This window comes from Candidatus Uhrbacteria bacterium CG10_big_fil_rev_8_21_14_0_10_50_16, assembly GCA_002774875.1.
Lineage (GTDB): Bacteria > Patescibacteriota > Patescibacteriia > UBA9934 > UBA11717 > UBA11717.
On record PCYM01000002.1, the window covers coordinates 1 to 23,104 of the forward strand.

The 23,104-nt window shown below is 51.3% G+C and carries 20 protein-coding genes and 1 tRNA gene; 9 read left to right on the forward strand and 12 right to left on the reverse strand.

The features are described 5' to 3' along the window. Nucleotides 1–121 precede the first annotated feature (121 nt). Nucleotides 122–197, forward strand: a tRNA-Lys gene (locus COV06_01700). A 127-nt stretch (nucleotides 198–324) separates the two neighbouring features. Continuing rightward, complete coding sequence (locus tag COV06_01705; GenBank protein ID PIR47692.1) at nucleotides 325–555, forward strand: hypothetical protein; 231 nt, start codon at nucleotides 325–327, stop codon at nucleotides 553–555. 45 nt (nucleotides 556–600) lie between these two features. Here COV06_01705 and rnc read toward each other — a convergent pair whose 3' ends face one another. The 8 genes from rnc to COV06_01745 form a co-directional block, all read right to left on the reverse strand. Then, on the reverse strand, nucleotides 601–1,293 hold the full coding sequence (gene rnc / locus COV06_01710; GenBank protein ID PIR47693.1) for a ribonuclease III: 693 nt from the start codon (nucleotides 1,291–1,293) through the stop codon (nucleotides 601–603). 14 nt (nucleotides 1,294–1,307) lie between these two features. Beyond that, nucleotides 1,308–1,781, reverse strand: a complete 474-nt coding sequence (gene nusB, locus COV06_01715; GenBank protein ID PIR47694.1) for a transcription antitermination factor NusB — start codon at nucleotides 1,779–1,781, stop codon at nucleotides 1,308–1,310. Between the two features lie 37 nt (nucleotides 1,782–1,818). Continuing rightward, the gene (locus COV06_01720; GenBank protein ID PIR47695.1) at nucleotides 1,819–1,986 is read right to left on the reverse strand and encodes a 50S ribosomal protein L32; all 168 of its coding nucleotides are present in this window, start codon (nucleotides 1,984–1,986) and stop codon (nucleotides 1,819–1,821) included. A gap of 166 nt (nucleotides 1,987–2,152) precedes the next feature. Further along, the gene (locus tag COV06_01725) at nucleotides 2,153–3,430 is read right to left on the reverse strand and encodes a hypothetical protein (protein PIR47696.1); all 1,278 of its coding nucleotides are present in this window, start codon (nucleotides 3,428–3,430) and stop codon (nucleotides 2,153–2,155) included. A gap of 230 nt (nucleotides 3,431–3,660) precedes the next feature. Further along, nucleotides 3,661–6,165, reverse strand: a complete 2,505-nt coding sequence (locus COV06_01730) for a DNA gyrase subunit A (GenBank protein ID PIR47697.1) — start codon at nucleotides 6,163–6,165, stop codon at nucleotides 3,661–3,663. Between the two features lie 2 nt (nucleotides 6,166–6,167). Next, the gene (locus COV06_01735) at nucleotides 6,168–6,608 is read right to left on the reverse strand and encodes a hypothetical protein (GenBank protein ID PIR47698.1); all 441 of its coding nucleotides are present in this window, start codon (nucleotides 6,606–6,608) and stop codon (nucleotides 6,168–6,170) included. Between the two features lies 1 nt (nucleotide 6,609). Beyond that, on the reverse strand, nucleotides 6,610–7,245 hold the full coding sequence (locus COV06_01740; protein PIR47699.1) for a hypothetical protein: 636 nt from the start codon (nucleotides 7,243–7,245) through the stop codon (nucleotides 6,610–6,612). 212 nt (nucleotides 7,246–7,457) lie between these two features. Next, nucleotides 7,458–8,162 (reverse strand): hypothetical protein, encoded by a 705-nt coding sequence (locus COV06_01745; GenBank protein PIR47700.1) that lies wholly within the window; start codon nucleotides 8,160–8,162, stop codon nucleotides 7,458–7,460. Between the two features lie 167 nt (nucleotides 8,163–8,329). On the opposite strand from COV06_01745, the gene COV06_01750 reads away from it, so the two are divergent. The 6 genes from COV06_01750 (at nucleotide 8,330) to COV06_01775 (ending at nucleotide 16,773) form a co-directional block, all read left to right on the forward strand. Beyond that, on the forward strand, nucleotides 8,330–9,529 hold the full coding sequence (locus tag COV06_01750; protein ID PIR47701.1) for a 30S ribosomal protein S1: 1,200 nt from the start codon (nucleotides 8,330–8,332) through the stop codon (nucleotides 9,527–9,529). 216 nt (nucleotides 9,530–9,745) lie between these two features. Beyond that, nucleotides 9,746–11,509, forward strand: coding sequence for a cell division protein FtsH (locus tag COV06_01755; GenBank protein PIR47774.1), 1,764 nt, complete (start codon nucleotides 9,746–9,748; stop codon nucleotides 11,507–11,509). 127 nt (nucleotides 11,510–11,636) lie between these two features. Continuing rightward, on the forward strand, nucleotides 11,637–12,578 hold the full coding sequence (locus tag COV06_01760) for a hypothetical protein (protein PIR47702.1): 942 nt from the start codon (nucleotides 11,637–11,639) through the stop codon (nucleotides 12,576–12,578). Between the two features lie 11 nt (nucleotides 12,579–12,589). Continuing rightward, nucleotides 12,590–14,323: a hypothetical protein gene (locus tag COV06_01765; GenBank protein PIR47703.1), complete on the forward strand. Its 1,734-nt coding sequence runs from the start codon at nucleotides 12,590–12,592 to the stop codon at nucleotides 14,321–14,323. A gap of 1 nt (nucleotide 14,324) precedes the next feature. Next, on the forward strand, nucleotides 14,325–15,014 hold the full coding sequence (locus COV06_01770) for a hypothetical protein (GenBank protein ID PIR47704.1): 690 nt from the start codon (nucleotides 14,325–14,327) through the stop codon (nucleotides 15,012–15,014). 490 nt (nucleotides 15,015–15,504) lie between these two features. Then, a complete protein-coding gene (locus COV06_01775; GenBank protein ID PIR47705.1) occupies nucleotides 15,505–16,773 on the forward strand; it encodes a hypothetical protein in 1,269 nt (422 codons plus the stop codon). 10 nt (nucleotides 16,774–16,783) lie between these two features. On the opposite strand, the gene COV06_01780 is transcribed toward COV06_01775, so the two are convergent. The 3 genes from COV06_01780 to COV06_01790 are packed head-to-tail and all read right to left on the reverse strand — an operon-like array spanning nucleotide 16,784 to nucleotide 19,232. Next, nucleotides 16,784–17,227: a tRNA (adenosine(37)-N6)-threonylcarbamoyltransferase complex ATPase subunit type 1 TsaE gene (locus COV06_01780; GenBank protein ID PIR47706.1), complete on the reverse strand. Its 444-nt coding sequence runs from the start codon at nucleotides 17,225–17,227 to the stop codon at nucleotides 16,784–16,786. After that, a complete protein-coding gene (gene tsaD, locus COV06_01785; protein PIR47707.1) occupies nucleotides 17,209–18,243 on the reverse strand; it encodes a tRNA (adenosine(37)-N6)-threonylcarbamoyltransferase complex transferase subunit TsaD in 1,035 nt (344 codons plus the stop codon). The genes COV06_01780 and tsaD overlap by 19 nt, the downstream gene beginning before the upstream one ends. A 14-nt stretch (nucleotides 18,244–18,257) precedes the next feature. Continuing rightward, nucleotides 18,258–19,232 (reverse strand): sodium:proton exchanger, encoded by a 975-nt coding sequence (locus COV06_01790; protein ID PIR47708.1) that lies wholly within the window; start codon nucleotides 19,230–19,232, stop codon nucleotides 18,258–18,260. A 148-nt stretch (nucleotides 19,233–19,380) separates the two neighbouring features. On the opposite strand from COV06_01790, the gene COV06_01795 reads away from it, so the two are divergent. Beyond that, nucleotides 19,381–21,039, forward strand: coding sequence for a hypothetical protein (locus COV06_01795; protein PIR47709.1), 1,659 nt, complete (start codon nucleotides 19,381–19,383; stop codon nucleotides 21,037–21,039). Between the two features lie 361 nt (nucleotides 21,040–21,400). Here the strand turns inward: COV06_01795 and COV06_01800 are convergent, their stop codons facing one another. Continuing rightward, on the reverse strand, nucleotides 21,401–22,654 hold the full coding sequence (locus COV06_01800; protein PIR47710.1) for a collagenase-like protease: 1,254 nt from the start codon (nucleotides 22,652–22,654) through the stop codon (nucleotides 21,401–21,403). Between the last annotated feature and the right edge of the window lie 450 nt (nucleotides 22,655–23,104).

The window sequence follows — 23,104 nt, forward strand, 5'->3', positions numbered from 1 at the left end:
TGTGACAGATGAGAACGGCCGGAGTGATGTGACGTCAGCAGACGGCACCACGAGGCCCGGACCCGATCCCGAAGCTCTGCAGAGCTGAGAGATGAGGGCGAATCCCTCATCCAACACCCAGGCGCGCATAGCTCAGTTGGTAGAGCAGTTGGCTCTTAACCAAACGGTCGCAGGTTCGAATCCTGCTGCGCGCACCAACGTAAGAATCCACCGAAAGGTGGGTTTTTGCGTTGGTGTGTACTCAATATACAACATTAATCTTATGTGTTTATTTGACACCCTCCCCATTCTATTGATAAAACGTGTTTGAAGGAGGAATTCCCCATGCTTGGTTTTATTCTGGCTTCTTTCACCGTTACGCTCGACCCCGATGTGATCTGGTCGGGGTACGGCTTGATCATCTTCATCATCTCCGTCATCTTTGGCACGTTTGTCGGCAACTTGCCGAGCAACGAGGAGGTTCACCCCTTCCGCACAACGGCCCGCTGGGTCGTATGGTTTCTCGACCTGCTCTGGGTGATCGGCCTGATCGGCCGCGGGATCCACCTGTTCTGATTCCTCATCTCACGAAAAGCAGCCCACGCGGGGCTGCTCAATTTTTTACCAATTTTTGGCTTCCAACGCGGCAAGTGCGGCACTGGTTTGCGCCTCTTGTTTACTGGTCCCCTTCCCCTCTGCAATCTTTTCCTTCCCCAAATACACACCCACGGTAAAGTCTTTTGCGTGGTCTGGGCCTTCCTCATGTAATACCTTGTAGGTTGGTGTAATGCCTGTTTGCTCTTGCGCCGACTCTTGGAATCGCGATTTAGAATCAATGTAAAGCTTCTTCTCCAATATCTCAGGCAAGTGCACGAGCACAGCTCGCTCAATCAATCCCTTTGCGGCATCCCATCCAAGGTCTAAGTACGTTGCTCCAATAATCGCCTCCATTGCATTGGCTAAAATGTAGCGTCGCGCTTTACTCTCTGTGTCTTTGCGCTCACCTCGGCTCATGTACAAAAAGGGTTCCACGTCCAGGCTAATCGCCACGTCTGCCAAACGCTCCCCATTTACCAACGCCGCGCGCCAGTTAGTCATCTCGCCTTCTGGGTTTGGATAGTTGTTATACAAATTCTCCGTTACCACAAGTTCCAATACCGCGTCCCCTAAAAACTCCAATCGTTCGTTGTGTTCGAGTGGAAAGGTTGAGTGCTCATTAAGATACGAGCGATGAACAAGCGCTTGGCGTAGCGTATCAACGTTTTGAAACTCCACGCCGAGGGCCTTCATCAATGGAGAGAGATCTTTTTCCATAGAAGATAATTTTTTTATTCTGCGGGCTCCTCTGCCTGCACATCGGCCGAGTCTACCTCTTTAATAAGTCCTTGCTTTACCTGATCCTTAAAAATTGCACCCAACACACCGTTAATAAACTTTCCCGATGCTTCCCCGCCAAACGCCTTGCCAATCTCAATCGCCTCGTTAATAGCGACTTTAGAGGGAATCTTTTTATTTAATAACAACTCGTACACACCAATGCGCAACACGTTGCGATCCACCAATGTCATGGTGTCCACCGGCCAGTCTGCGGCAAATTGATTCAATGTTTCATCGATCGATTGCACATGCTCAATCACTCCACGGAACGTAGACTCTACATAATCGTGATCATCAAAGTTGGGAGCAAATTCCTGTTTGATGTACGCAATAATCTCGTCCAGGTTGGGCGTCTCTTCTTTGAGAAAATCCCATTGATACAGCGCCTGCATGGTAAGCGTTCGAGCCAAGTGTCGATTAGACATAAAAGAGCGTGAGAAAAGTAAAAAGGGCCTGAGGCCCTTATTTTACACTACGACCCGCGTATGCACCACATTTTGCACAGGCGTGATGAGGTTTTACAACCGCTTTACACGCTGGGCAGGCTCCCAAATTGAGAGGGGTAAGAGCCGCGTGAGAACGACCGCGCTTGGTGCGGGAAGATGATTTTCGATGGGCTGGGACAGACATAGCATTCAGTTAAGTGACTGGAGCATAGCAGTAGGACGGATTTTTGTCAATTCCTTGGGGAAAGTGTTCGATCTATTCAGTTTTGTGGTTTAACGAGTAACCCCACCGAACAGGTCGGTGGGGTTACGTAAGGGAGTTTTTGGCTCAACCCATCATCGATGGGGAGCTAGAACCAGATAATGGCTCCGTTGAGGGGGATCCCCTGGATCACGGCGGGTGCGCCGCTCAGGTTGCTGGCCGTCATCCCAGCCAGTCCCACCTGGAGGAGTTCGCTGGCGGACGGAGCCGCCCAGCTCGCATCCACCAGCACCTCGAAGGTGACCGTGGTCCCCATAGGGACGATGGTGTTCATGGTCCCATTGTTTGCCGACCCGATCATGCTTCCGGGATTGTCGGCACAGGTCCCAGCCGACGTCGGCGCCGGGCTGAAGTTGCCCAGGGTCGTGGAGGGGTCGTCCGCGTTCCGGATCCGGATCCCGTCAGGCTGTCCCAACGGTCCTCCGCATCGCGACCAGCTGCTGTAGAAGATGTCCGTGACGTAGACGTTGAGGTCCGCGCCATAGACCTGCCAGTCGTCCCCTTCCGCCGTCACGTTGAACCGCAACGGAGTCAGGTTGGACTGGGGGATCTGAAGCCCCGCCAGCCACCAATCGGCCGGCGAGACAGTCAGTGTGGGCGCCATGGGCTCCATCGGGGAATCTACCACGGCATAGAACGACGGGTAGAGCCCCGAGGGCTCAGGCGAGTTGGGGTAGAGCCACTGTCCGTTGTTGGACAGCGAGCCGTCCACCAGGTTGTCGTCCGCATCCACCACGGCGACGACCGCCGTCGCGTTGACACCCAGCGCGTAGGCGTCCGCGTCGCCATCCGTGGGCGCGTCGATGTTGCAGTCGAGGTCAAAGCGCACCGTGGTGCTCTCCGGACCGTTGTGAACGAAGGGCTCCGGCAGGGTCACCCACCAGCCCGGGCCGCCGTCTGCCGTCAGCTCCATGTTGTTGCCATTGGGCAACCCGAGGGTACAGCCCGTGACGCCACCCAGCTCGTTGAGGAACGGCTCCTCCACGTTGTTGTACGCCGCGCGATGGAAGATGCTCAGCGGGAAGCTGTACATCTCCTGGTACCCGCCCTCGAAGGTGAAGGCGATCGAGCCCATGATCACGCCAGCCGGACCCTCGATCACCTGGACCGGCTGCTGGCCGATCGAGGGGGTCACGAACATGGTGAAGGTGGACGGAACGAGCTCGGGAGTGGGCGGTTCGGCGCTGTCGTCGTCGTCCGTGGCCGAGTCGTCGTCGTCCGAGACCACGATGACCTCCGGCGGCGGAACCGTGACGTTGACCACGGGCGCTGGCACGTTGACCACCACAGTCGGCGGCTCCTGGCATCCCGCCAGGATGTTGAAACAAACGAACAAGATCAACAACCGGTTCATGGCTTCCTCCAAGGCACGGTTTGTGCCAATGTGCCATCTATACCCTGTTATCCGACACGAATCTGCATCGTTAGGGTAGCGCTCTTATACCCCAAATACGGGTATATGTCAATCCACCCTTTCTCATTCACTCTATTTTTTAAGACAAAAACTAGATCGGATTTGTCCTACCTACGACGAATGTGATACAGAGCACAACCAAAAACAGACCCCGAAAGGCCTGTTTTGAAATAACGACTACCCTATTCGTCCCCTTCTGCCTCACCAATCACGGCAATCGACACCACGTTATCGCCATCCTTCTTAAATCGCATAATACGTACTCCCTGAGTCGCACGTCCCAGCACGCTTACCGTACTCATCTTGGTACGAATCACCTGGCCGTGTGCGCTCATAATAAGCATGTCCGTTAAGTCCTTGGTGTTAATAACGCGCATCCCTACAATTGGTCCGGTCTTGGCGGTAATATTGGCCGTCTTTACGCCCTGTCCGCCGCGTCCTTGCAACTTATACTCCTTAAGGTTGGTGCGCTTTCCGTACCCATTTTGCATGATCGCCAACAACTCCATCGATCCCTTGGCAGTGAGCTTGCCATCCACCACGGCCATACCCACAATCATGTCTTCTCCTTTGAGTTTGATTCCACGCACACCGGCCGCCACGCGACCCATAGCTCGCACTTCCGCCTCGCTAAATCGAATCGCCATACCCTGGTGCGTCACCAATACCACCTCGTCCGTTCCGTTGGATGGTTTGACCCATTCTAATCGATCTCCTTGGTTAAGCTTAATGGCGATCAATCCATTGCTGCGCACATGCTCAAACTCGCTCAACGGCGTTTTTTTGATAGTTCCACGCTTAGTGACCATCATCAAGAACTTGGCGTCGTCGTCGCGATCCATAGACAACACCGACGTCACCTCCTCCCCTGGTGCCAGGTGCAAGAAATTAACCAGCGCCTGCCCCTTGGCGGTACGAGACGATTCCGGCACCTCGTAGGCCTTCATTTGGAACACCCGGCCCGACGTTGTAAAGAAGAGTAGGTGTGTATGCGTGCTCGTCATAAAGACTTTATCTACCACGTCTTCTTCCTTGGTGGACAAGCCCATCACGCCCTTCCCTCCACGCTTTTGCGTCTTAAAGGTGTCTGGCGAGATACGCTTAATGTAACCATCGCGCGTCATCATTACAATGGTCTCCTCGTCTGGAATCACATCTTCCATGCTAAACGCCTTTACGCCATGTTTGACGATTTCCGTACGACGTTCGTCGCCAAATTTTGCATCAATCTCCTCCACCTCACTACGGATCACAGCCAACATCTTTTGCGCCGACTTAAGAATAGCCTCCAACTCCTTAATGAGTTTCATCTTCTCTGCCAACTCTTGCTCAATCTTCAAACGCTCCAAGTTTGCCAACTGTTGCAAACGCATTTCCAAAATCGCAATTGCCTGTAACTCAGAGAGCTTAAATTGTTTCATCAAGTTGACGCGTGCTTCATCTTTGTCCTTGGACTTTTTAATGGTCGCAATGATCTTGTCGATGTTGGTAAGTGCAATCATCAACCCATCCAAAATATGCGCACGATCCTTGGCACGTGCCAAATCAAACTCGGTACGACGTCGTACAATCACCTTGCGATGTTTAATATATTCCTCCAACATCTCCTTAAGATTGAGAAGACGGGGCTGTACTCCATCCACTAACGCCACCATGTTGACATGGAACGTGGTCTGCATCTGCGTCATTTGGAAGAGACGGTTGAGCACCTTGCGAGGATACGCATCTTTTTTAAGTTCGATCACCACGCGAATTCCGTCTTTGTTGGACTCATCACGCAAGTCACGAATTCCTTCAATCTTTTTCTCACGAACCAACATAGCAATCTTCTCCAACATGCTTGCTTTGTTGACCTGGTACGGCACGTCCGTGACCAAAATCTGGTAACTACCATTTTTCATTTCCTCAATCTCGGTGTGCGCTCGGAACACAATACCTCCACGACCGGTTGCATACGCCTGCTTAATGGCCTGCACGTCGTAGGCAATCGCACCCGACGGCATGTCTGGCCCCTTAATGTGCTCCATGAGGTCGTCAATCGTTACGTCTTTGTTGTCGATTAACGCTAAAATTGCCCCGCAAATTTCTCGCAAGTTATGTGGAGGAATGTTGGTTGCCATTCCCACCGCGATTCCCAACACGCCATTCAATAGTAAGTTTGGCAGCTTAGCCGGGAGCACTTTTGGCTCCATGTGTTCTCCGTCGTAGTTGGGTTGGAAATCCACCGTCTCTTTCTCGATATCCCACATCAACTCCTCGGCGAGTGATTGGAGTTTTGCCTCCGTGTAACGCATGGCAGCCGGCGAATCTCCATCCAACGATCCAAAGTTTCCTTGACCATGCACCAACGGATAGCGCATGGAAAAATCCTGTGCCATACGTGCAAGCGCGTCGTAAATGGACGCGTCACCATGCGGATGGTACTTAGCCATCACCTCTCCAACCACAGCTGCAGATTTTCTGTAACGTCCACCAGCGCGTAATCCCAACTTCCACATACCGTAAAAAATGCGGCGATGCACAGGTTTTAATCCGTCACGCACATCGGGCAATGCGCGCGAGACAATCACACTCATGGCGTAGTCCAAGTACGCCGTCTTCATCTCGGTAACGATGGAGCGATCGTCAAGCTGCCCTCCAAGTTCAAATCCCTCCTTGTCTAATTCTTGTTCTGTCTTTTTTGCCATACTTATTGCGTTGCGTGTGTTGCTGTCTCCTCCGTGGGAACAGGATCTGTTTCTGTGATAACTGGCACCGTTTCCTCCGTAATAATCTCCGCTTCAACGATCGGTACGTCCGGCAACTGCTCAATCTTTGTGGCTACCTTGCGTAGGACCGATTCTTGAATCAACATCATAAACCAGCTGTCCCGTGCGGCTGCACCTGCGGCGGCAATCGCCGATCCTTGTGCCTTAATGGCGTCTGTCTGCAGCGAGATGTCCCCCACTGCCCCCTTGCCTTGTTCCACCGCATCGTCAATCGCCTGCGCGCTCTTTGGCACCACGGCCACTAGTTGCACAATAATGAGAACGACCACCAGCACACCCATCAATCCAAGAATTAAACGCAACAGACGTTGTCGCGCCGCGTATTCCTGGGCTGTAAGACGTGAGAGCGGACTTTGAGCCATGTTAGGAGCGCTTAATTAGCACAAGTTGCATGTCTTCCTGTGGCAACTGGCGCTTGGTCATTTTATATTTTGTGGTCTCCTCGGTCGGTACGGGTCCCATTTCTGTCATGAATACAGAAAGCGGATCCAGGGCTTCTTTGAGTCCAGGTTCTGCCATATAGACAGGGATAACAATACGAGGTTCAATCGTGCGCACGGTCTCGGCCGCAATCTTGGCGGTCATGACATTATTACCACCCACGGGCAGTACCAACATATCCACGCCCTCCAAAAGTTCGATCTCCTCATCTTTAAGCGGTCGATCCAACCCTCCCAAAAAACCTAGCGTCATGGCACCTGCTGCCACGCGCAAGATCATATTTTTAGGATTGGTTTTTGTTGGAGCTACGCGTGCGTCTAACATCATACCCTTTACCTCATATTCACCCGGCATGGCAATTGAAAACGGCGAACCAGCCACCTCCGCGGTATTGCCGTGCTCAGCACCTTCCTGACTAGAAAAAACAATGTCCCCCGAAAGTTTTGGGGGTTTGATTCCCACGCTGGCGTCAAACGGATCCGTAACAAGGGTCACTTCTCCGCTGATCGGCTTGGCGGTAATACTGAGGCATGAAAGCCCGTGATAGCTAATCATCATAGCGTTTTCTGTGGTTGCGTTGGTTTTCGAACCTCCTATTTGTGGGAATAGTTTAGCACATCCGGGCGCAAAGGGACAGAATAGACGGGGGCTCTTGCGAGGCTTTTGCTCAAAATCTCTCTATTTATATTTTTCAAATAGACCAAACGACGATCGTCGGTGTTTTGAAACATTTGTTCAGAACGTACGTGTCAATGGCTAAGCATCTAAACCTAGACATCCGACGCATCACTCCCCTCCTCTTCCTCCGACGCCGCCAAGGTCCCTTTCCAATATTCCACTTCATGGAGAACATCCTCAACCGACACATCTGGCTCCGAGATGGACCACCCCATACATAATTGATCAATCTTTCCCTCAATCTCCGGCTGCCAATGCAGATCCACCTTCGCCAACGCCCGCAATTGCTCAATCGCCTCATCTATTTTTGCCTGCTGCGCGCGTGCCTTTTCTAACGATTTTGCGTAATCATTTGGACGATTTTTGATCTGCTCCTCCATATAGTCGTGCATTTGCAAGCGTGCCGAAAGCGCCGACTCTTGCACCTCGTACTTTTCCTCGGGGGAAAACTTCTCTTCAAAGAGAGACGAATGAATCAGCTCCGGAACCGTAATATCATTCCCTCCCATGTCCATCACCTTCTTCCTCGTTGCAGGACTTAACGCCTTGAGGAATAAATCATGCTGCGTATGCGAGCAACACATCATCACCATGTCTTTATACGCAAGTCGATACGGCCATTCAATTTTCCCTATTTCAATCATCGCTTCCTTAATCGCTTCCTCCGTCACCTGATCTCCCAAGACCTTTAACTCCTCAAATCGTTGTTGAATGCGTGTCTGCTCTTCCTCGGGGATGGTAGGCGGAAGGTGTTTAATGCCAAACTCAAGTTCCATCAAAAATGCTTCGTGGGCCATACATCAATTCGTAAATTTATAAAAAAAGTATAGCACGGTTACATTGGTTTACTGTTCTGTCTTGATATCAACTTCCTCTCTTGACGCAAAACCCCCATTTTGTTACACTCCGGCCGAATCCTTATTCATAACCCACATCCGTGCCAGCGGATGAACAACTCATAAGTATGGCAACAAATTCTTCAAAAATGGCAGAATTGCTCGAGAAACACGAGCCTGTCATCCCTCAACTAGGTGATACTGTTACAGGTACCATTGTTTTTGCATCCAACCGAGAAGTGCGCGTAGACATCGGCGGTCTTACCACCGGTATTGTTCGCGGACGAGAACTGTTTGCAGAAAGTGACATTTACAGCAACCTCAAGGTCGGTATGCCGATCGAGGGAACCGTTATTGACTTAGAAAATGAAAATGGAGAGGTAGAACTTTCCTTTAAGTATGCAGGGGAGGTAAAGGCCTGGGAGACCGTTCAACAGTTGTTGAATAGTGGAGAGGCCTCCAACGTCAAGATCCTCGACGCAAACAAAGGTGGACTGCTCGTTCAGTTGGATCACCTCCATGGCTTCTTGCCTGTATCCCAATTGGCCCCAGAGCATTACCCACGTGTGTCCGGTGGATCCAAGACGCGTATCTTGGAGAAACTCAAGGAGTACGTCGGCATGAAGTTTAAGGTAAAGGTATTAGATGCTAACGAACATGAGAACAAGTTGATCGTGTCCGAGAAGGCTATTTGGGAAGAGGAGCAAAAGAGCATTATCTCCCAGTACAAGATCGGAGATCAGGTAGAGGGACGCGTCACCGCCATTGCGGACTTTGGTGTGTTTGTAAAGTTCCCCTTGGAGGCAACCGACGAGGCGGCTTACTTAGAGGGTCTCGTACACATTTCCGAGATTGCTTGGCAACGTATTGATCACCCAAGTGACTTTGTAAAGGTAGAAGACGTGGTAAAGGCAGAAATTATTGGCATCGAGGGAAGCAAGATCTTCCTCTCCATGAAGAAACTCGTAGAGAACCCATGGGAGAACGTAGCCAAGAAGTACAACGTGGGCGACAAAGTTGAAGGGACCATTCTCAAGGTCAACCCATTTGGATTCTTTGTGGAGTTGGATCGTGACATTCACGGTTTGGCACACATCTCCGAGTTGGACACCAAGCCTGTAACCGACATTCATTCTCTTGGAAAAGCGGGAGAGCGCAAGACATTCGTCGTGGTCTCCGTGGAGCCAGACAAGCATCGTCTTGGACTCAGCCTCAAAGCCTTAAAGAAAGGTGTAAAGGGCGCAAAGAAAGAGAAGGAAGTCGTTGCAGAAGCAGACGCTCCTGCCGAGATAGCAGATACCGAGTCAACAGAGGAAACAACCGTGTAAACACGCATCAAAACGAGACCTTCGGGTCTTGTTTTGTTTTTATAGGATCAAATACACACAATATAACGTCGATCCCTTGATCTTATCCCCCAATCCCTGTACGATCGGCGCACACTGAACAGTCTATCTATGAAGAAAAAACAACTCCACATCAATCCCCGCAGCATCCTTTACTCCGTTATTGTGATTTTGCTTGTTGGAAGCCTGTTGAGCTCCATGAATCTCAATAAAACTAAGCCCGAAGAGATTGGGGTCAGCACGTTTATAGAACGCGTTAAGGCGGGAGAAATTGCCTCGGTGGATATTGAGAATGAAACGTTGCGTATTATGGCAACAGACGGGTCAGAGCTCATTACACGCAAAGAAGGAAACGAATCTCTATCGGATTTATTCTCAAATTACGACGTTCCAAGCGAAGCAACACAGTCAATTCAGATCACCGTCAAAGACAATACAACCAAGGAATTGATCGCCCGCATGGTGCCAACGCTTATTTTGGCGATTATTCTCGGAGCGCTTGCCTGGTTTATGATTCGTCAGATGCAGGGCGCACAAAACAAAGCCATGAGTTTTGGACAAAGCAAAACTCAGGACCCATCGGGCAAAACCAACACGGATACAAAGTTTAAAGACGTTGCCGGTGCGTACGAAGCTAAGGAGGAATTGGAGGAGGTAGTCCTCTTTTTAAAGAGTCCAAAGAAATTTGATGACGTGGGAGCCAAGATTCCAAAAGGAGTGCTTCTTATGGGGCGACCTGGAACTGGTAAAACATTGCTCGCACGTGCCGTGGCTGGAGAGGCCGGTGTTCCCTTTTTCCACATGAGCGGTTCCGAGTTCGTGGAAATGTTCGTGGGCGTTGGGGCAAGCCGCGTGCGTGATTTGTTTGGGCGCGCCAAGAAGGCTGCACCGTGTATCATTTTCATTGACGAAATCGACGCTGTGGGGCGACAACGTGGTGCTGGTGTTGGAGGCGGACATGATGAACGTGAGCAAACACTCAACCAGATCCTTGTGGAGATGGATGGGTTTGAAAAAAATAATGGCGTAATTGTAATGGCGGCAACCAACCGTCCAGACGTGTTGGACCCTGCCCTTTTGCGACCAGGTCGATTTGACCGCCAGGTGATGATCGACCTACCAGATCGTAAAGAGCGAGAAGAAATCCTCAAGATCCACGCAAAAAACAAACCGTTTGCCGACGACGTCAAACTCGAAGTTGTGGCACAGCGCACCTCTGGATTTGCAGGAGCAGACTTGGAGAACGTGCTTAACGAGGCGGCAATCTTAACCGCACGAGAGAACGCCAAGGCTATTACTAATGAGATTATGCGCGAGGCGATTGAGAAGGTGATGATTGGACCTGCGCGTCGCAACCGCGTCATATCGGACGAGGAAAAACGCGTTACCGCCTATCATGAGGCAGGACACGCGATTGTTGGTCACTATGCGGGCGTGCGAGATGAGGTGCACAAAATTTCCATCATTTCCCGCGGACGAGCGGCAGGCTACACCATGAAGTTACCGATCGACGACAACCGTATGGAGAGCAAACAAGACTTCTACAACGATATGGCTATGATGCTCGGCGGACGTGTTGCCGAAGCCGTGGTGATTGGAGATATTACAACAGGTGCGTCAGATGACCTTAAACGTGCAACGGAGCTTGCAAACGCCATGGTTAAACGCTACGGCATGGATGATGACCTTGGACCTCGCACCTACGGCAAGGCCACAGAGCAAGTGTTCTTGGGACGCGACATGCAGGAGCATCGAGACTACTCAGACAAGACGGCCTACAAGATTGACGAGGTGGTACAGAAACTCGTATCGGATGCACAAGATCGTGCCCGCGAGCTGTTTAACAAGCATCGCACGGAAGTCGACAAAATCGTTAACGTACTTCTCGACAAAGAAACAATTGAAAAAGAAGAGTTTGAAGCGATCGTCACGACCGCAAAAAAGGACGTCACCCAGTCCTAACCCCTTTCCCCCATACCTCACGGTGTGGGGGTTTTGGTTTAAATCAAAACATCAGGTCGTGAGATAATCACCGATAATAAAACGCGCTTCACCGTTACGACTGTGACTCATGTTATAATCTGCTTATATGAAAAACGGCTGGCACACAAAACACTTCCTTGGCGGATGGAAGACCTTCAAATCACAACCCGCCCTACTTCTCATTGCACCTATTGCAAGTATCATTGGTCTTGGCGCACTCATTGACAGTATTTTGTACGCGTACAGTTTCCTGTTCGGCGTACACGGTATTGCACCCGCGCTCACCGCCACAACCAACAGCGTGCTCCCGCCAGATCTTATAGGACCAACAATTGTTTCCCTCGTATCGCACCCTGTGGCGCTATTGGTTACGATTGCCGTGCTTGCCTGCGCAATCCTGTGTCAAACCGCGTTGATCCATGTCACACACCGTCATAGCCGACTTCGCAAACAGGTTTCTCTACGTGAAGCCTTCCGTCATGCGCTTACACAATGGCCTCGTATGACACTGGTTCACCTTGCGTCGCTTTCTGCCGTCTTTTTACTTGTATTAGACATGAGTAAAGCGCTCGATTGGATCACCGGCCCGCATGCTCTCTGGTTTACCGTGCCCATTATGATCATCGACGGGCTTCTTATACTCTATGTGCTTACCATAAAAATGTTGATTTTGCAGTTTATTGCAGGCGATGGTCAACGGTTTCTCCCAGCCGTTCAACAGGCGTGGAAGGCAACCTGGCGATCACCAGCGCTTATCCTTGAGCACAACCTCATCCTCTTTGTGATCAATGCTGTTGCAATGACCCTCCTCGTATTTGCCGTGCAGCTTTTGAGTCTACTCACGAGCGCGATCGGAACATGGGTCTTTATTGCAACGGGAAATCAAGGAGCTGGTAGTCTCCTGGAGCTTGTCGTCTTTTTGCTTGGATCACTTTTTGTTGCCGGTATCGTTGCAAGCTACAACTTTGCCACGTGGTCACATTTAGCAAAAAACATCGAGAGAAAGCACCTCCCCGCTATTTTGCAATTTGTCTTCCGTAAATCCTAAACGTATTACCTATGAGCAACGGAACAGGATCCATAGAGGACTTGATGGGAGGCAATACGCCACAACCCAAGGTCCCTTCACAACCCAATCAGCCCACCACACAAGAACAGTTGCAAAAACGCATGGGAGCCATCCGTGAGGAGCAGATCGAAAAGGTCACCGAACAAAAAGCGGCGGGTCTTGGCGTTGGGTATATTGATTTAAAAGGATTCCCCGTAAATGCAGAGGCGCTACGACTTCTCCCAGAAAAACGTGCGCGTGAATTACAAATGATTCCGTTTTTGTTACAGGGAGAGGAGATTAGAATCGCTGCAATCAACCCAACCAACGACGATGTAAAAGAAGTGAGTTTTCAAATTGGCGAACGAAACCGTGCACATACCGCGCTCTATCTCACCTCACAACAAAGTTTTGATCAGGGAATGAAGCTCTACGCAGCCCTCCCAAGAATTATTGCGGCCAAGGGGGGTGTGGAAATTAGCGAAGAAGAACTTAACACGTTTCAAGCACAGATTCATACAACAGCAGATATTCAAGGAATTCTCAACAAGGCCAATACAACGGATCTTGTTGCCGCCATGTTGGCAGGTGCACTCCAAATTGGAACATCGGACGTGCATATCGAGGCCGAGGAAAATGATGTGGCGATTCGTTATCGTATCGATGGAGTCCTGCAAGACATCGCTAAGATCAATAAGGACACATGGGAACATCTCGTCAACCGCATCAAACTTATTGCGGGACTCAAACTCAACGTCACCGCCAAGCCGCAGGACGGTCGTTATACGATTTTTATTAAAGGTGAGAAAGTAGATGTGCGTACGTCTACCCTGCCAACCGCCTATGGTGAATCCGTCGTGATGCGTTTGCTTGTGCCAAGTTCCATTGGACTCGAATTCTCGCAGCTTGGGTTTAGAGAAGCTGCTTTCAAGAAATTGGAAGCGGAGATTGTCAAACCAAACGGGATGATTGTCACCACAGGTCCTACAGGTTCTGGTAAGACCACCACGCTGTATGCGATTCTTAAACGCCTTAATACAACGGACGTTAAAATCATTACGTTGGAAGATCCTGTTGAGTATAAGTTGGAGGGCATCAACCAAAGTCAGATTGATCACACCAAGGACTATACGTTTAGTGGAGGGTTGCGATCCATTTTGCGACAAGATCCTGACATTGTGATGGTGGGAGAAATCCGCGACAAGGAGACAGCCGACACGGCCATTCAGGCAGCGCTTACGGGTCACCTCTTACTGTCGACCATTCACACCAACGACGCTGCTGGCGCTGTTCCTCGCTTTCTTTCTATGGGAGTGGAGCCCGCGCTTTTGGCACCTGCCCTGCGCATCATTATGGCGCAACGGTTGGTTCGTCGATTGTGTAAAACGTGTGCCACACCTGCCACACTTACGCCCGAGGAGACCGCACGCGTGACCAAGATTATTCAAGCAATTCCAGAAGCTTCTGGCGAGAAACCAGACCTCTCAACGGCAACATTCATGGCAGCTAATCCACAAGGGTGCTCTGCGTGTACCGGTGGGTATAAGGGGCGCGTCGGTGTGTATGAAATTCTCGTGGTAGATCAAATCGTGGGGGAACGCATTCGATCTGGCTCGGTATCAGACGCCGACATGCGTGAGATTGCCAATCAACAAGGGATGGTGACTATGGAGCAAGATGGAATCTTAAAAGCAATGGATGGTCAGACATCTGTGCAAGAAATCTTCCGCGTAGCCGCCAACTAATATGGAGATCAATAACGCGCGACAATTTCATATCCACCCTTCCCTCGTGCGCGAGGATGCGGTTTGTATTCCCATCGGTGAGTTGTATCGCCAAATGACCAGTGTATTGCGACTTGGCAAAGGAGACGCCGTACGATTTTTTGACGGTGTTGGAAATGTGTATGAAGGAGTGATCGCCCATAGCAACAAGGATGGGATTCTCATCCCAATTCAAACTCGCGCAACACAGCCACGTGGTGGAGATATTACACTCGCCATGGCCATCTTAAAAAATGATCGTATGCGTTGGGTACTAGAAAAAGCTACCGAGCTGGGTGTAAGTACGATTATTCCCATTATTACCGAGCGCGTTATTAAACGTCCAGAAACGTATCCGCCTCGATGGAACGCGATTCTCAAAGAAGCTGCAGAGCAAAGTGGTCGTGCCTGGCTCCCAGAACTTCGCGATGTTGCGACGTATCACCATGCCCTTACCGCAGCAGAAAATTCGGTCGTTTACAGCACACACGCGAGTGCCGTCGATAGTGCGCCTACGCAAAAACCTGTTACGTTATTTGTTGGACCAGAAGGTGGATTTACCCAAGATGAAGTCGACTTTGCCGTGAGTCAAAACGCACAGATTGTCTCATTGGGAGCGTATCAGTTCCGTGCCGACACGGCGGCGCTGGTGGCACTTGCAAGAATTCAATAGGTACCCCAACACGCATTTCCCTATCGGCATGCGTGTTTTTTTACGTCACAGTTCGCTGGCCCACAGACTCAGCGCAAAAGATCAACAACTCGATTGATTGAAGCCTCATGGTCAAACACGTACGATCGTAGAGATTTGCACGTATGTGGATAAGGGTGCCTGTCCCCTTTAGCCACACCAGTATCATCCAGCAATGTAGGAGCGAAGGGTTGTGTTTAGAAAAAGGGACAGTCGGATAGAGACGCACAAGACTTACTCCTGGCTAGCTGTCTTCTGCGTGCAAGGGATTTAGCGAACGTCGTGATGAGGGTTTTGTATAAAAAGGGGCTCAGTTTATAAAACAGCTTGGCCCCGAGTTTTACGAGGGTGTTTTATGAACTGCGTCAATGGGACGTCCGCAGGAGACGTTGAGTGTCCTTTTTATACAAAGCCCGAGGAACCCTTGACAAAACCCCCTTTTTAGGGTAAACATCACACATAACTCTTAGATATGCTTATGCGATCCCATATCTCTTTCTTCGCCATTGTGGCGATTTTGTTCTCGTTTATACAGCCGATTGCCTCGGCGTCGGCAACGTCCCTCGCTCCCATTACCCCATCGTGGAACACCAACGATGAACTTTGGATCGGCGCAAGTGCAACCTGGCAGTATCCAGGCTACTCCGTAGCGCAGTATCAAACGGGCACCTTGATCAACTCAATGATCGATCAAATTCCCGCAGATCAATTTACGGACAGTCAGTTGACTTATGCGCGTACAGAAAGACTCTCACATCCACTTGGGGGGAGCTCCCTACGCAATCAAGGATTCTTGCCTCTCACAGACACGTTTACCAATGTGTATCTCTATTCGTTTGTAGAGCATAAAATCGTTGCAACCGACTACAAGTTTCCAACGACTCGCTGGTGCGAATCTTGTTCAACGAGCCCAGGAGTCGGGACAAAATCCCTTGTTCAAATAAAGGATGGGCAACTTCTTGTAACCGATGGTGATTTTAACTGGTATCTTTTGAATCCCTACACGTTACAAGCAACCGTTGTTGTAACAGCCGATACTCTTGAACAAAAAACGGGCGCACGATATGCATGGCTCCGTGTGATCAATAATCATATTGTCTCGGTTTCTGGTCCCGCATCAAACCTCGTAGCAGCCGGATTCGAGATCGTCTCTCCAACAGATGTCGTACGGACAAATCTCACTGGATCATTTAGCGAGCCATCCGTCTATTCTGTGTCGGATCAGTACGTCATTGTTACCGATCAGGCAAACGAAATGTTTACCGGTCAAATTGATGAAGGTGTCTATGTATCACAAGGAAGCACATTGACGAAAATTGGATTCACCGCGCGTGAACAAAATTCCAATAACCCAGTGACCCTGCACGAACCACGCTTTATTTCTTCACAAGAGGTTGCTTGGATTGGAGCCGACAATAATCTGTACGTCGCCGATATTACTACGGCACCCATGCAACACACGGGTGTTTTAGACACTCCTCGTGGTGTTCCGTTTCGTTCCATGTCCGATCCCAAGGTGTATTATCACGACGCACTTCCTGTGTATCCCTTTACACCACACGCTTACACATACGAATTTACAACCGAAGCGGATTACTTTGATGTCATGAATACGCAGAACTTTCAGGAGGTTCTCTATCTTCCCGATACTGCCGTGGATCACATTAAACTTCATTACGAGGTGTTAACGCAAGGACAACAGGTAGATATCCGAAGGACGATCTACGCAAACAAGCATTAAAAAAACAGCCCTACGGGGCTGTTTTTGTTTCTAACACATGTGTGTCACCATCTTGTGATAGATAAAGGTCTAGGCCAGAAAGCGGTGTGTCGAGGCGCTCCGGCCATTCGATCATCACGAGGTTTTTTGGATCGGCGAGTAATTCATCCAATCCAATCTGTCGCATTTCATTCGCATCAACGCGAGCTATTCGATACAAATCCACGTGAACGAGATTTGCGATCACCGCATGATTCACCTGGTGCACATTCACGAGCGTGTAGGTTGGACTCTTAACCGGACGCGTCACGCCAAGCGCCTTTGCTACTCCTTGAACAAACGTGGTCTTTCCGGCGCCCAGATCTCCATGCAACAAAATCACGCGCGCAGCAATAAGTTGATCCACCATCTCTGCCGCGAGCACGTCCATTTCTTCTACCTTGTGTGTTATGCACCTCATAGCTCCCATTTCCATTGTCCCCCCAAAATTTTTGCGGGGTCGGCGTCGATAATTAACGGATCCATGGCCACGCGTCCATCTACCAAAGCCCGCAAACCCGCCGCTCCAATCATCGCAGCGTTGTCCGTGGTGTATTTGATCTGCGGCACAAGCACGGAGACAGAAGTATCGGAAAACGCTTCCATAAGTTGACGTCGCAACTCCGTGTTTGCCGATACACCTCCACACAGCATAACCGTGTTTGGTGCGTACTGTTCCGCGGCAAGCCGTGTTTTTGTCACCAGTACATCCACCACCGCCTGTTGAAACGAGGCGGCAATATCGGCAATAATCGTCGGTGTCAACTCTGCGTGTGATCGAATTTGATTACGTACAGCCGTTTTGAGACCAGAAAATGATACATCCAAATCTCCCGAGTTGATCATGGGTCGTGGGAGCGTAATCGCCGTAGCGTCTCCGCCGAGCGCCGCCTTGGCAATACTTGGACCACCCGGATAGCTCAACCCAAGCTGTGCGGCCGTCTTATCAAAGGCCTCCCCCGCAGCATCATCTCGGGTTTGACCAAGAAAAACATACTCTCCATGGTCCTTCATGAGCACAATCTCCGTGTGCCCACCGGAGACCACGAGACAGAGAATCGGAAACGCGCTCGCCTCCACAGAGCTATCCAAAAAGTTTGCATAGATATGCCCTTCTATATGATCCACCGGGACAAGCGACACACCCCATGTGACCGCCAATGCTTTTGCCGTCTCCACGCCCACACGGAGTGCTGTTGCAAGCCCTGGTCCCGTAGTTACCGCCACCGCATCAAAATCCCCTTGCTTCCACTGCGTGAGCGCTTGGATCATTAACGGCAAAACAGGCACATGCATACGTGCGGCAACCTCCGGCACCACGCCGCCATATTGTTGGTGCGTGGCGATCTGTGAGGAAACAAGATTCTCCACAACCACAAAAGATGTTCCGTCGCCCTCAACAATGGCGACGGCAGTTTCATCACAACTCGTTTCTATGGAGAGGATCTTCATGCGCCGTTTTTACCTTATCCTCGCCAAATTGTAAACCCAAGATACACAACATAGGCGATTGTAAACAAGGCGCCTTCCCATCGACTCAATTCGCCCGTCCGTTTTTGATTGATCATGAATGGAAACAGTATTGCTGTTGCCGCAAACGCCAAGAAGACATCAATCAGACCACCTGGGAAAACAGGAACCGGCAATATAATCGCCGTGACGCCCAAGATCCAAAGTGTGTTAAAGGTGACCGACCCAACAATGTTCCCAATCGCCATGTCCGTTTGTCCACGGTATGCCGCCATCATGGTTGCAGCAATTTCAGGGAGGGACGTTCCGGCAGCAACGATGGTAAGAGAAATAAATGCCTGGCTAAACCCAAGCGAGAGCGCCAAAGCACTTGCACTTTCTACGATCAATTCACCACCCAAAATCAATCCAACAAGTCCTCCAACAATCATGGCAATCGATACTCCCGTCCGTTGTTTTACAACAAAAATAAGATCCTTATCTTTTTTACTCTCACGCCTCTTAACCAACATAGGTTTAATCGTGAAGTACAAAAATACAAAAAAGAATGCAATGAGTGCAATGCCTTCTCCACGCGAGAGAATATTTTCCGTTCCCGAGAGAGGACCATCCACCATCAGCGCAAACAACACACCAGCTCCCAAAATCGCAAACGGAATCTCACGCCAGACCGCAGAGCGTGCTACCACCAATGGTCGCACAAGTGCCGCAAGCCCCAACCCCAGCAAAATATTTGCAAGGTTGGAGCCGATCACGTTTCCAAAGGCAATATCCGGATTGCCACCTGCGGCCGCGAACATATTAACTGCCAGCTCAGGAGCTGAGGAGCCAAAGGCAACAACCGTGAGTCCAATAAATAGGTTCGAGAAACCAAAACGCTTGGCAATCGACGATGCACCCTTTACCAGCTGATCTGCGCCCACAATGAGAGCAAAGAATCCTGCTAACAAAATAATGATTTGAAAAAACATGTATGAATACACAAATAATAGTGATTCAAGTATAGCACCTCCCTCTTGACAAAACGTCCACAGTGTCGTAGGTTATCCTCTCGCCTTGAGCGAGAAAAAACGGACACATCATCCTTAGAAATAAGGATCAACTGCGAGGAGGATCGAGATGAACGTAGGACGGCTTTTGATGGCCTGTCTGCTGGTGGTGGCCATGAGCGCCTCCGCTTTCGGACAGGATTCGCTCACTCTGGTGCTCGTGGGTCAGCCGCGAGAGCCGCAGATGGTGCCCAAGGTCGTGAAGGCCTTTACCCGCGCAACGGGTGGTGGCGTGACGCCCACGTCCGCTGAGACCGCTCTGCCCAACCGGCAGGTGATGGAAGCTTGTGTGGACACGAACGCAGACTCCGTCTGTGAGAACATGGGCGTCAACACGCTCTACCGTCAGCCGGGCAACCTTCTGCTGGTGAGCGGTGCGGACCCCGAGTTTCACCCGTGCACGGATCGTGGATCCTACACCGCCATGGAGGCAGAGGACCAGTTCGTCGCCAACAGTCGTGGTGCGAGCATCATCGATCAGATGGATGCACTCGCGTACGGAAAGGCTGCAACGGCGCTAATGACGCTCGGAGAGGTTAGCCTCCCTTGCCTCAACGAACGGTTGGAGGAAGAAACGTTCTGGCGGTATAACTTCGTGGCTGGGTATCTGGCCTACGAGACTGCCAACAACCACTCCGCCGGCATCGATGCCGCGCGGCCGTTCTTTCTGAACGCCCTCCACACATCTCCGGGTCACACCTGGGACGCCGACTACCCGCCGGCGGCACAGACCGCCTATGCCGAGGCCAAGGTGGCCCTGGTGAAGGAGGAAATAGGGGAGGTGAACCACGACGCCATGCGAGTGGTGACCCTCGGGGCGTTCGACGCTCTGACGGTAGACACCCAATCCTACGCCGAGGGGATGCACCTGCACCCCGGCCTGCACCTGCTCCAGTGGAAGTTCCAGGGTATGGAGTACACGCGTGTGTTCAGCGTCCCTGAGGGCGGCGTTGACCAGGTCCTTCTGCTCGTGGATGGCGCGAGCTGGGCGCAGGCCTTGCTCACCTTCCCCGAACAGCGCTCCCAGGCGCAACGTCTGGTGGTGGCCACAACTCTCAGCCTCATGACCCGCAACGGTCAGCGGTCGATGGGTGTCGTGGATCTTGCGCAGGACCCTCCACTGGGGCTTCTGTACAAAGCGGATGGCGAAGGCGTGCCACTCCCCGTGGATCTGCCGACCTACACCGCCGCTGTAGAGGAGGGCGATGATGATGACGGTCCGGTCCGCCGGCCTCACGTGGAACCGTTCCAGACGGTGGACACCACGCCGGGTCAACTGGCGCTGGTGGCAGGCGGTGGGTTCAAGGGCTTCGGCCCGGCCACCTACGCCAGCGTCCACCTGGCGCTCGATGCCCACATCCGCAACGGCTTCGGCGTGGCCATTCAGGGCAACCTGGGGCTCACGTCCGTCTCCCTCCCGGATGGCACCAATGTCCTCGGAGACCTGGTCTCCCTAGGGCTGGGTGTGTGGTACCGGTTCTGGTCGCCGGTGGGGGTTCGCCCTCTCCTGCTACTAGATCTACTGCTGGACATCAACAGCTACGGCGTCAGTGCCCCCATCCCGCTCCCCTCCCTCACGGGCGGCGGCGGCGTGGAGGTGCTCCTGCCCGACTCCCGCTTCCGCGTCCGATTCGTCGGCTACGTGGGTGGTGGGTGGGATGGCACCACGAGTCGACCGCGCTACGGAGCCACGTCGGCTCTGGTGATGGAGCTGCGCCCGGCTCCCTAGGCTCTTGGAGCCCCTGACGACGCCCGTTCTGCATCCCCACCAATCTCGGTGGTCTGCAGAGCGGGTCGTTATTTTTTACACTATTCCTTGTTACGGGTTAACGGAACGCCCATTTTGGGCTAGTCTCCACGTGTTATCTACAACCGAGCTGCCTATCTGCAGCTCAACACCCAGGATGAGTTCCTGTGTCACAGAATATTGTTCTGCCTGCTCTGCAAGCACAAGCTCATGCAGACGCGCGTCTTGATAAAGCTGGACACTATCCCGACACGTTCACCTGGATCGGCGACCCCGCTCCACCCCAGGATCTTCTTCGGAAGTCTCCCAGAGACGGTACTTATTTTCACAAAATAAAAAACTCCTACCCGGCGGACATAATTTTATAAAACGTATCGCCTCTGCGAACGCGTGCGGTTACCTGCATCGTCATGTCCTCACCCTTATTGACCGTGGTGACATGCGTATCGTTGCACCAAATCTCTTCCGGCGTTTGACGCACAAACCCGGTCGTCTTTCCCACAAACACACAAGGCTCGCCCGCCGTAAATCCTTCTGCCTGCACGCGAATCTCGGCCACACCTAACTTGGGAAAGTAATTTAACACCGTTCCCACAAAGACCTTTTTTGTGGTGGCCTTACTATCTGATCCTTGGCTCCAATATTTGTAGGCCAATCCACGATAAAATCCATCGCTTAATCCACGATTAAACACCGTTCCCAACCGCGTGTTCCACTGGCTGATTTTTTCCTTTGTGCACGACCCATCGCCGATGGCCGCAAGTGCCTCCTTGTAACAGCGAATCACCACATCTACATATTCTGGCGGCTTTCCACGCCCTTCCACTTTCAAAGACACGGCACCAGACGCTACAATCTCATCAAGCATGCCAATGGTACACAAATCCTCCGTGCTCATAACAAACTCGTTGTCTACGTCTAACTGTTTTCCTGTTGCTTTGTCCGTGACCGTGTACGCGCGACGGCAGGGCTGGCTACACGACCCACAATTAGCCGACGTGTTGTACATGTACAAGCTCATTCCGCATCTTCCACTCACCGCCACACACATGGCCCCGTGCACAAAAATCTCCACCTCCACCAACCGACCCTTTGGTCCGCGAATGTCCTGCGTTTTAATCACGTCAACGATTGATTTGATCTGTTTAAGCGTGAGTTCGCGCGCAAGCACGACTCGGTCCGCCCACGTAGCAAAAAATTTTACGGCGTCGATGTTAGAAATGGAATGTTGTGTAGAAATATGAACCTCGACTCCTTGCGACTTTGCATAAGCGATTGTGGAGAGGTCAAACGCAATCACCGCGTCCACCTGTGCCAGCTTTACCGCGTCTATCACCTGCTTCATCTCCTCCAAGTTTTGATCATACACAAGCGTGTTGAGCGCCAAATAGCATTTGACGTTGTATTGATGGCAAAGCGTGCTGATCTCCTGAATGTCTGCTAGGCCAAGGTGCGCAGAAGAGTTTGCGCGCATATTAAACCCATCCACACCAAAGTAGACCGCATCTGCCCCGGCGTTGATAGCGGCATGGAGCGCCTCGTAGGACCCTGCGGGTGCCAGGAGTTCGATGTGAGAAATGTCGGTAGGCGTTGCCATAGAAGAGCTTGAGTTTACAAAAATCTGGGGGTTCTGGCAATGGTGGGTGGGCTGTATAAAGCAAGAACCGCCCACCGAGTAGACGCACCCCCTTCTTCACAAAACCAAGATCAGCTCGAAGACAATGCCCATGCGATGGCAAGATCTATCTCTTTGTCCATACCTAACTTGATAAAATACTAGAAAACACATACGATATGCCTACAATATAGCCTAAACTGTTACGAAAGTCACAGCATGGCATAAAAATCTACCAAAGCACTGACCCCGTTGTCAGCGAGCTTTGGTAGGTCGTATGTCGAAAGGCATGCGTTGGGAGTAATCCCACGAGCTGGCAGCGGGTTTTGTGCTGTCCGCTCGAATAAATCCTACCAAAGCGCTATGACAACCTACAAACAAAATGGCTCCCACGATTGGTTGGGAGATGCAGCGGAAAATTATGTCCGCTAT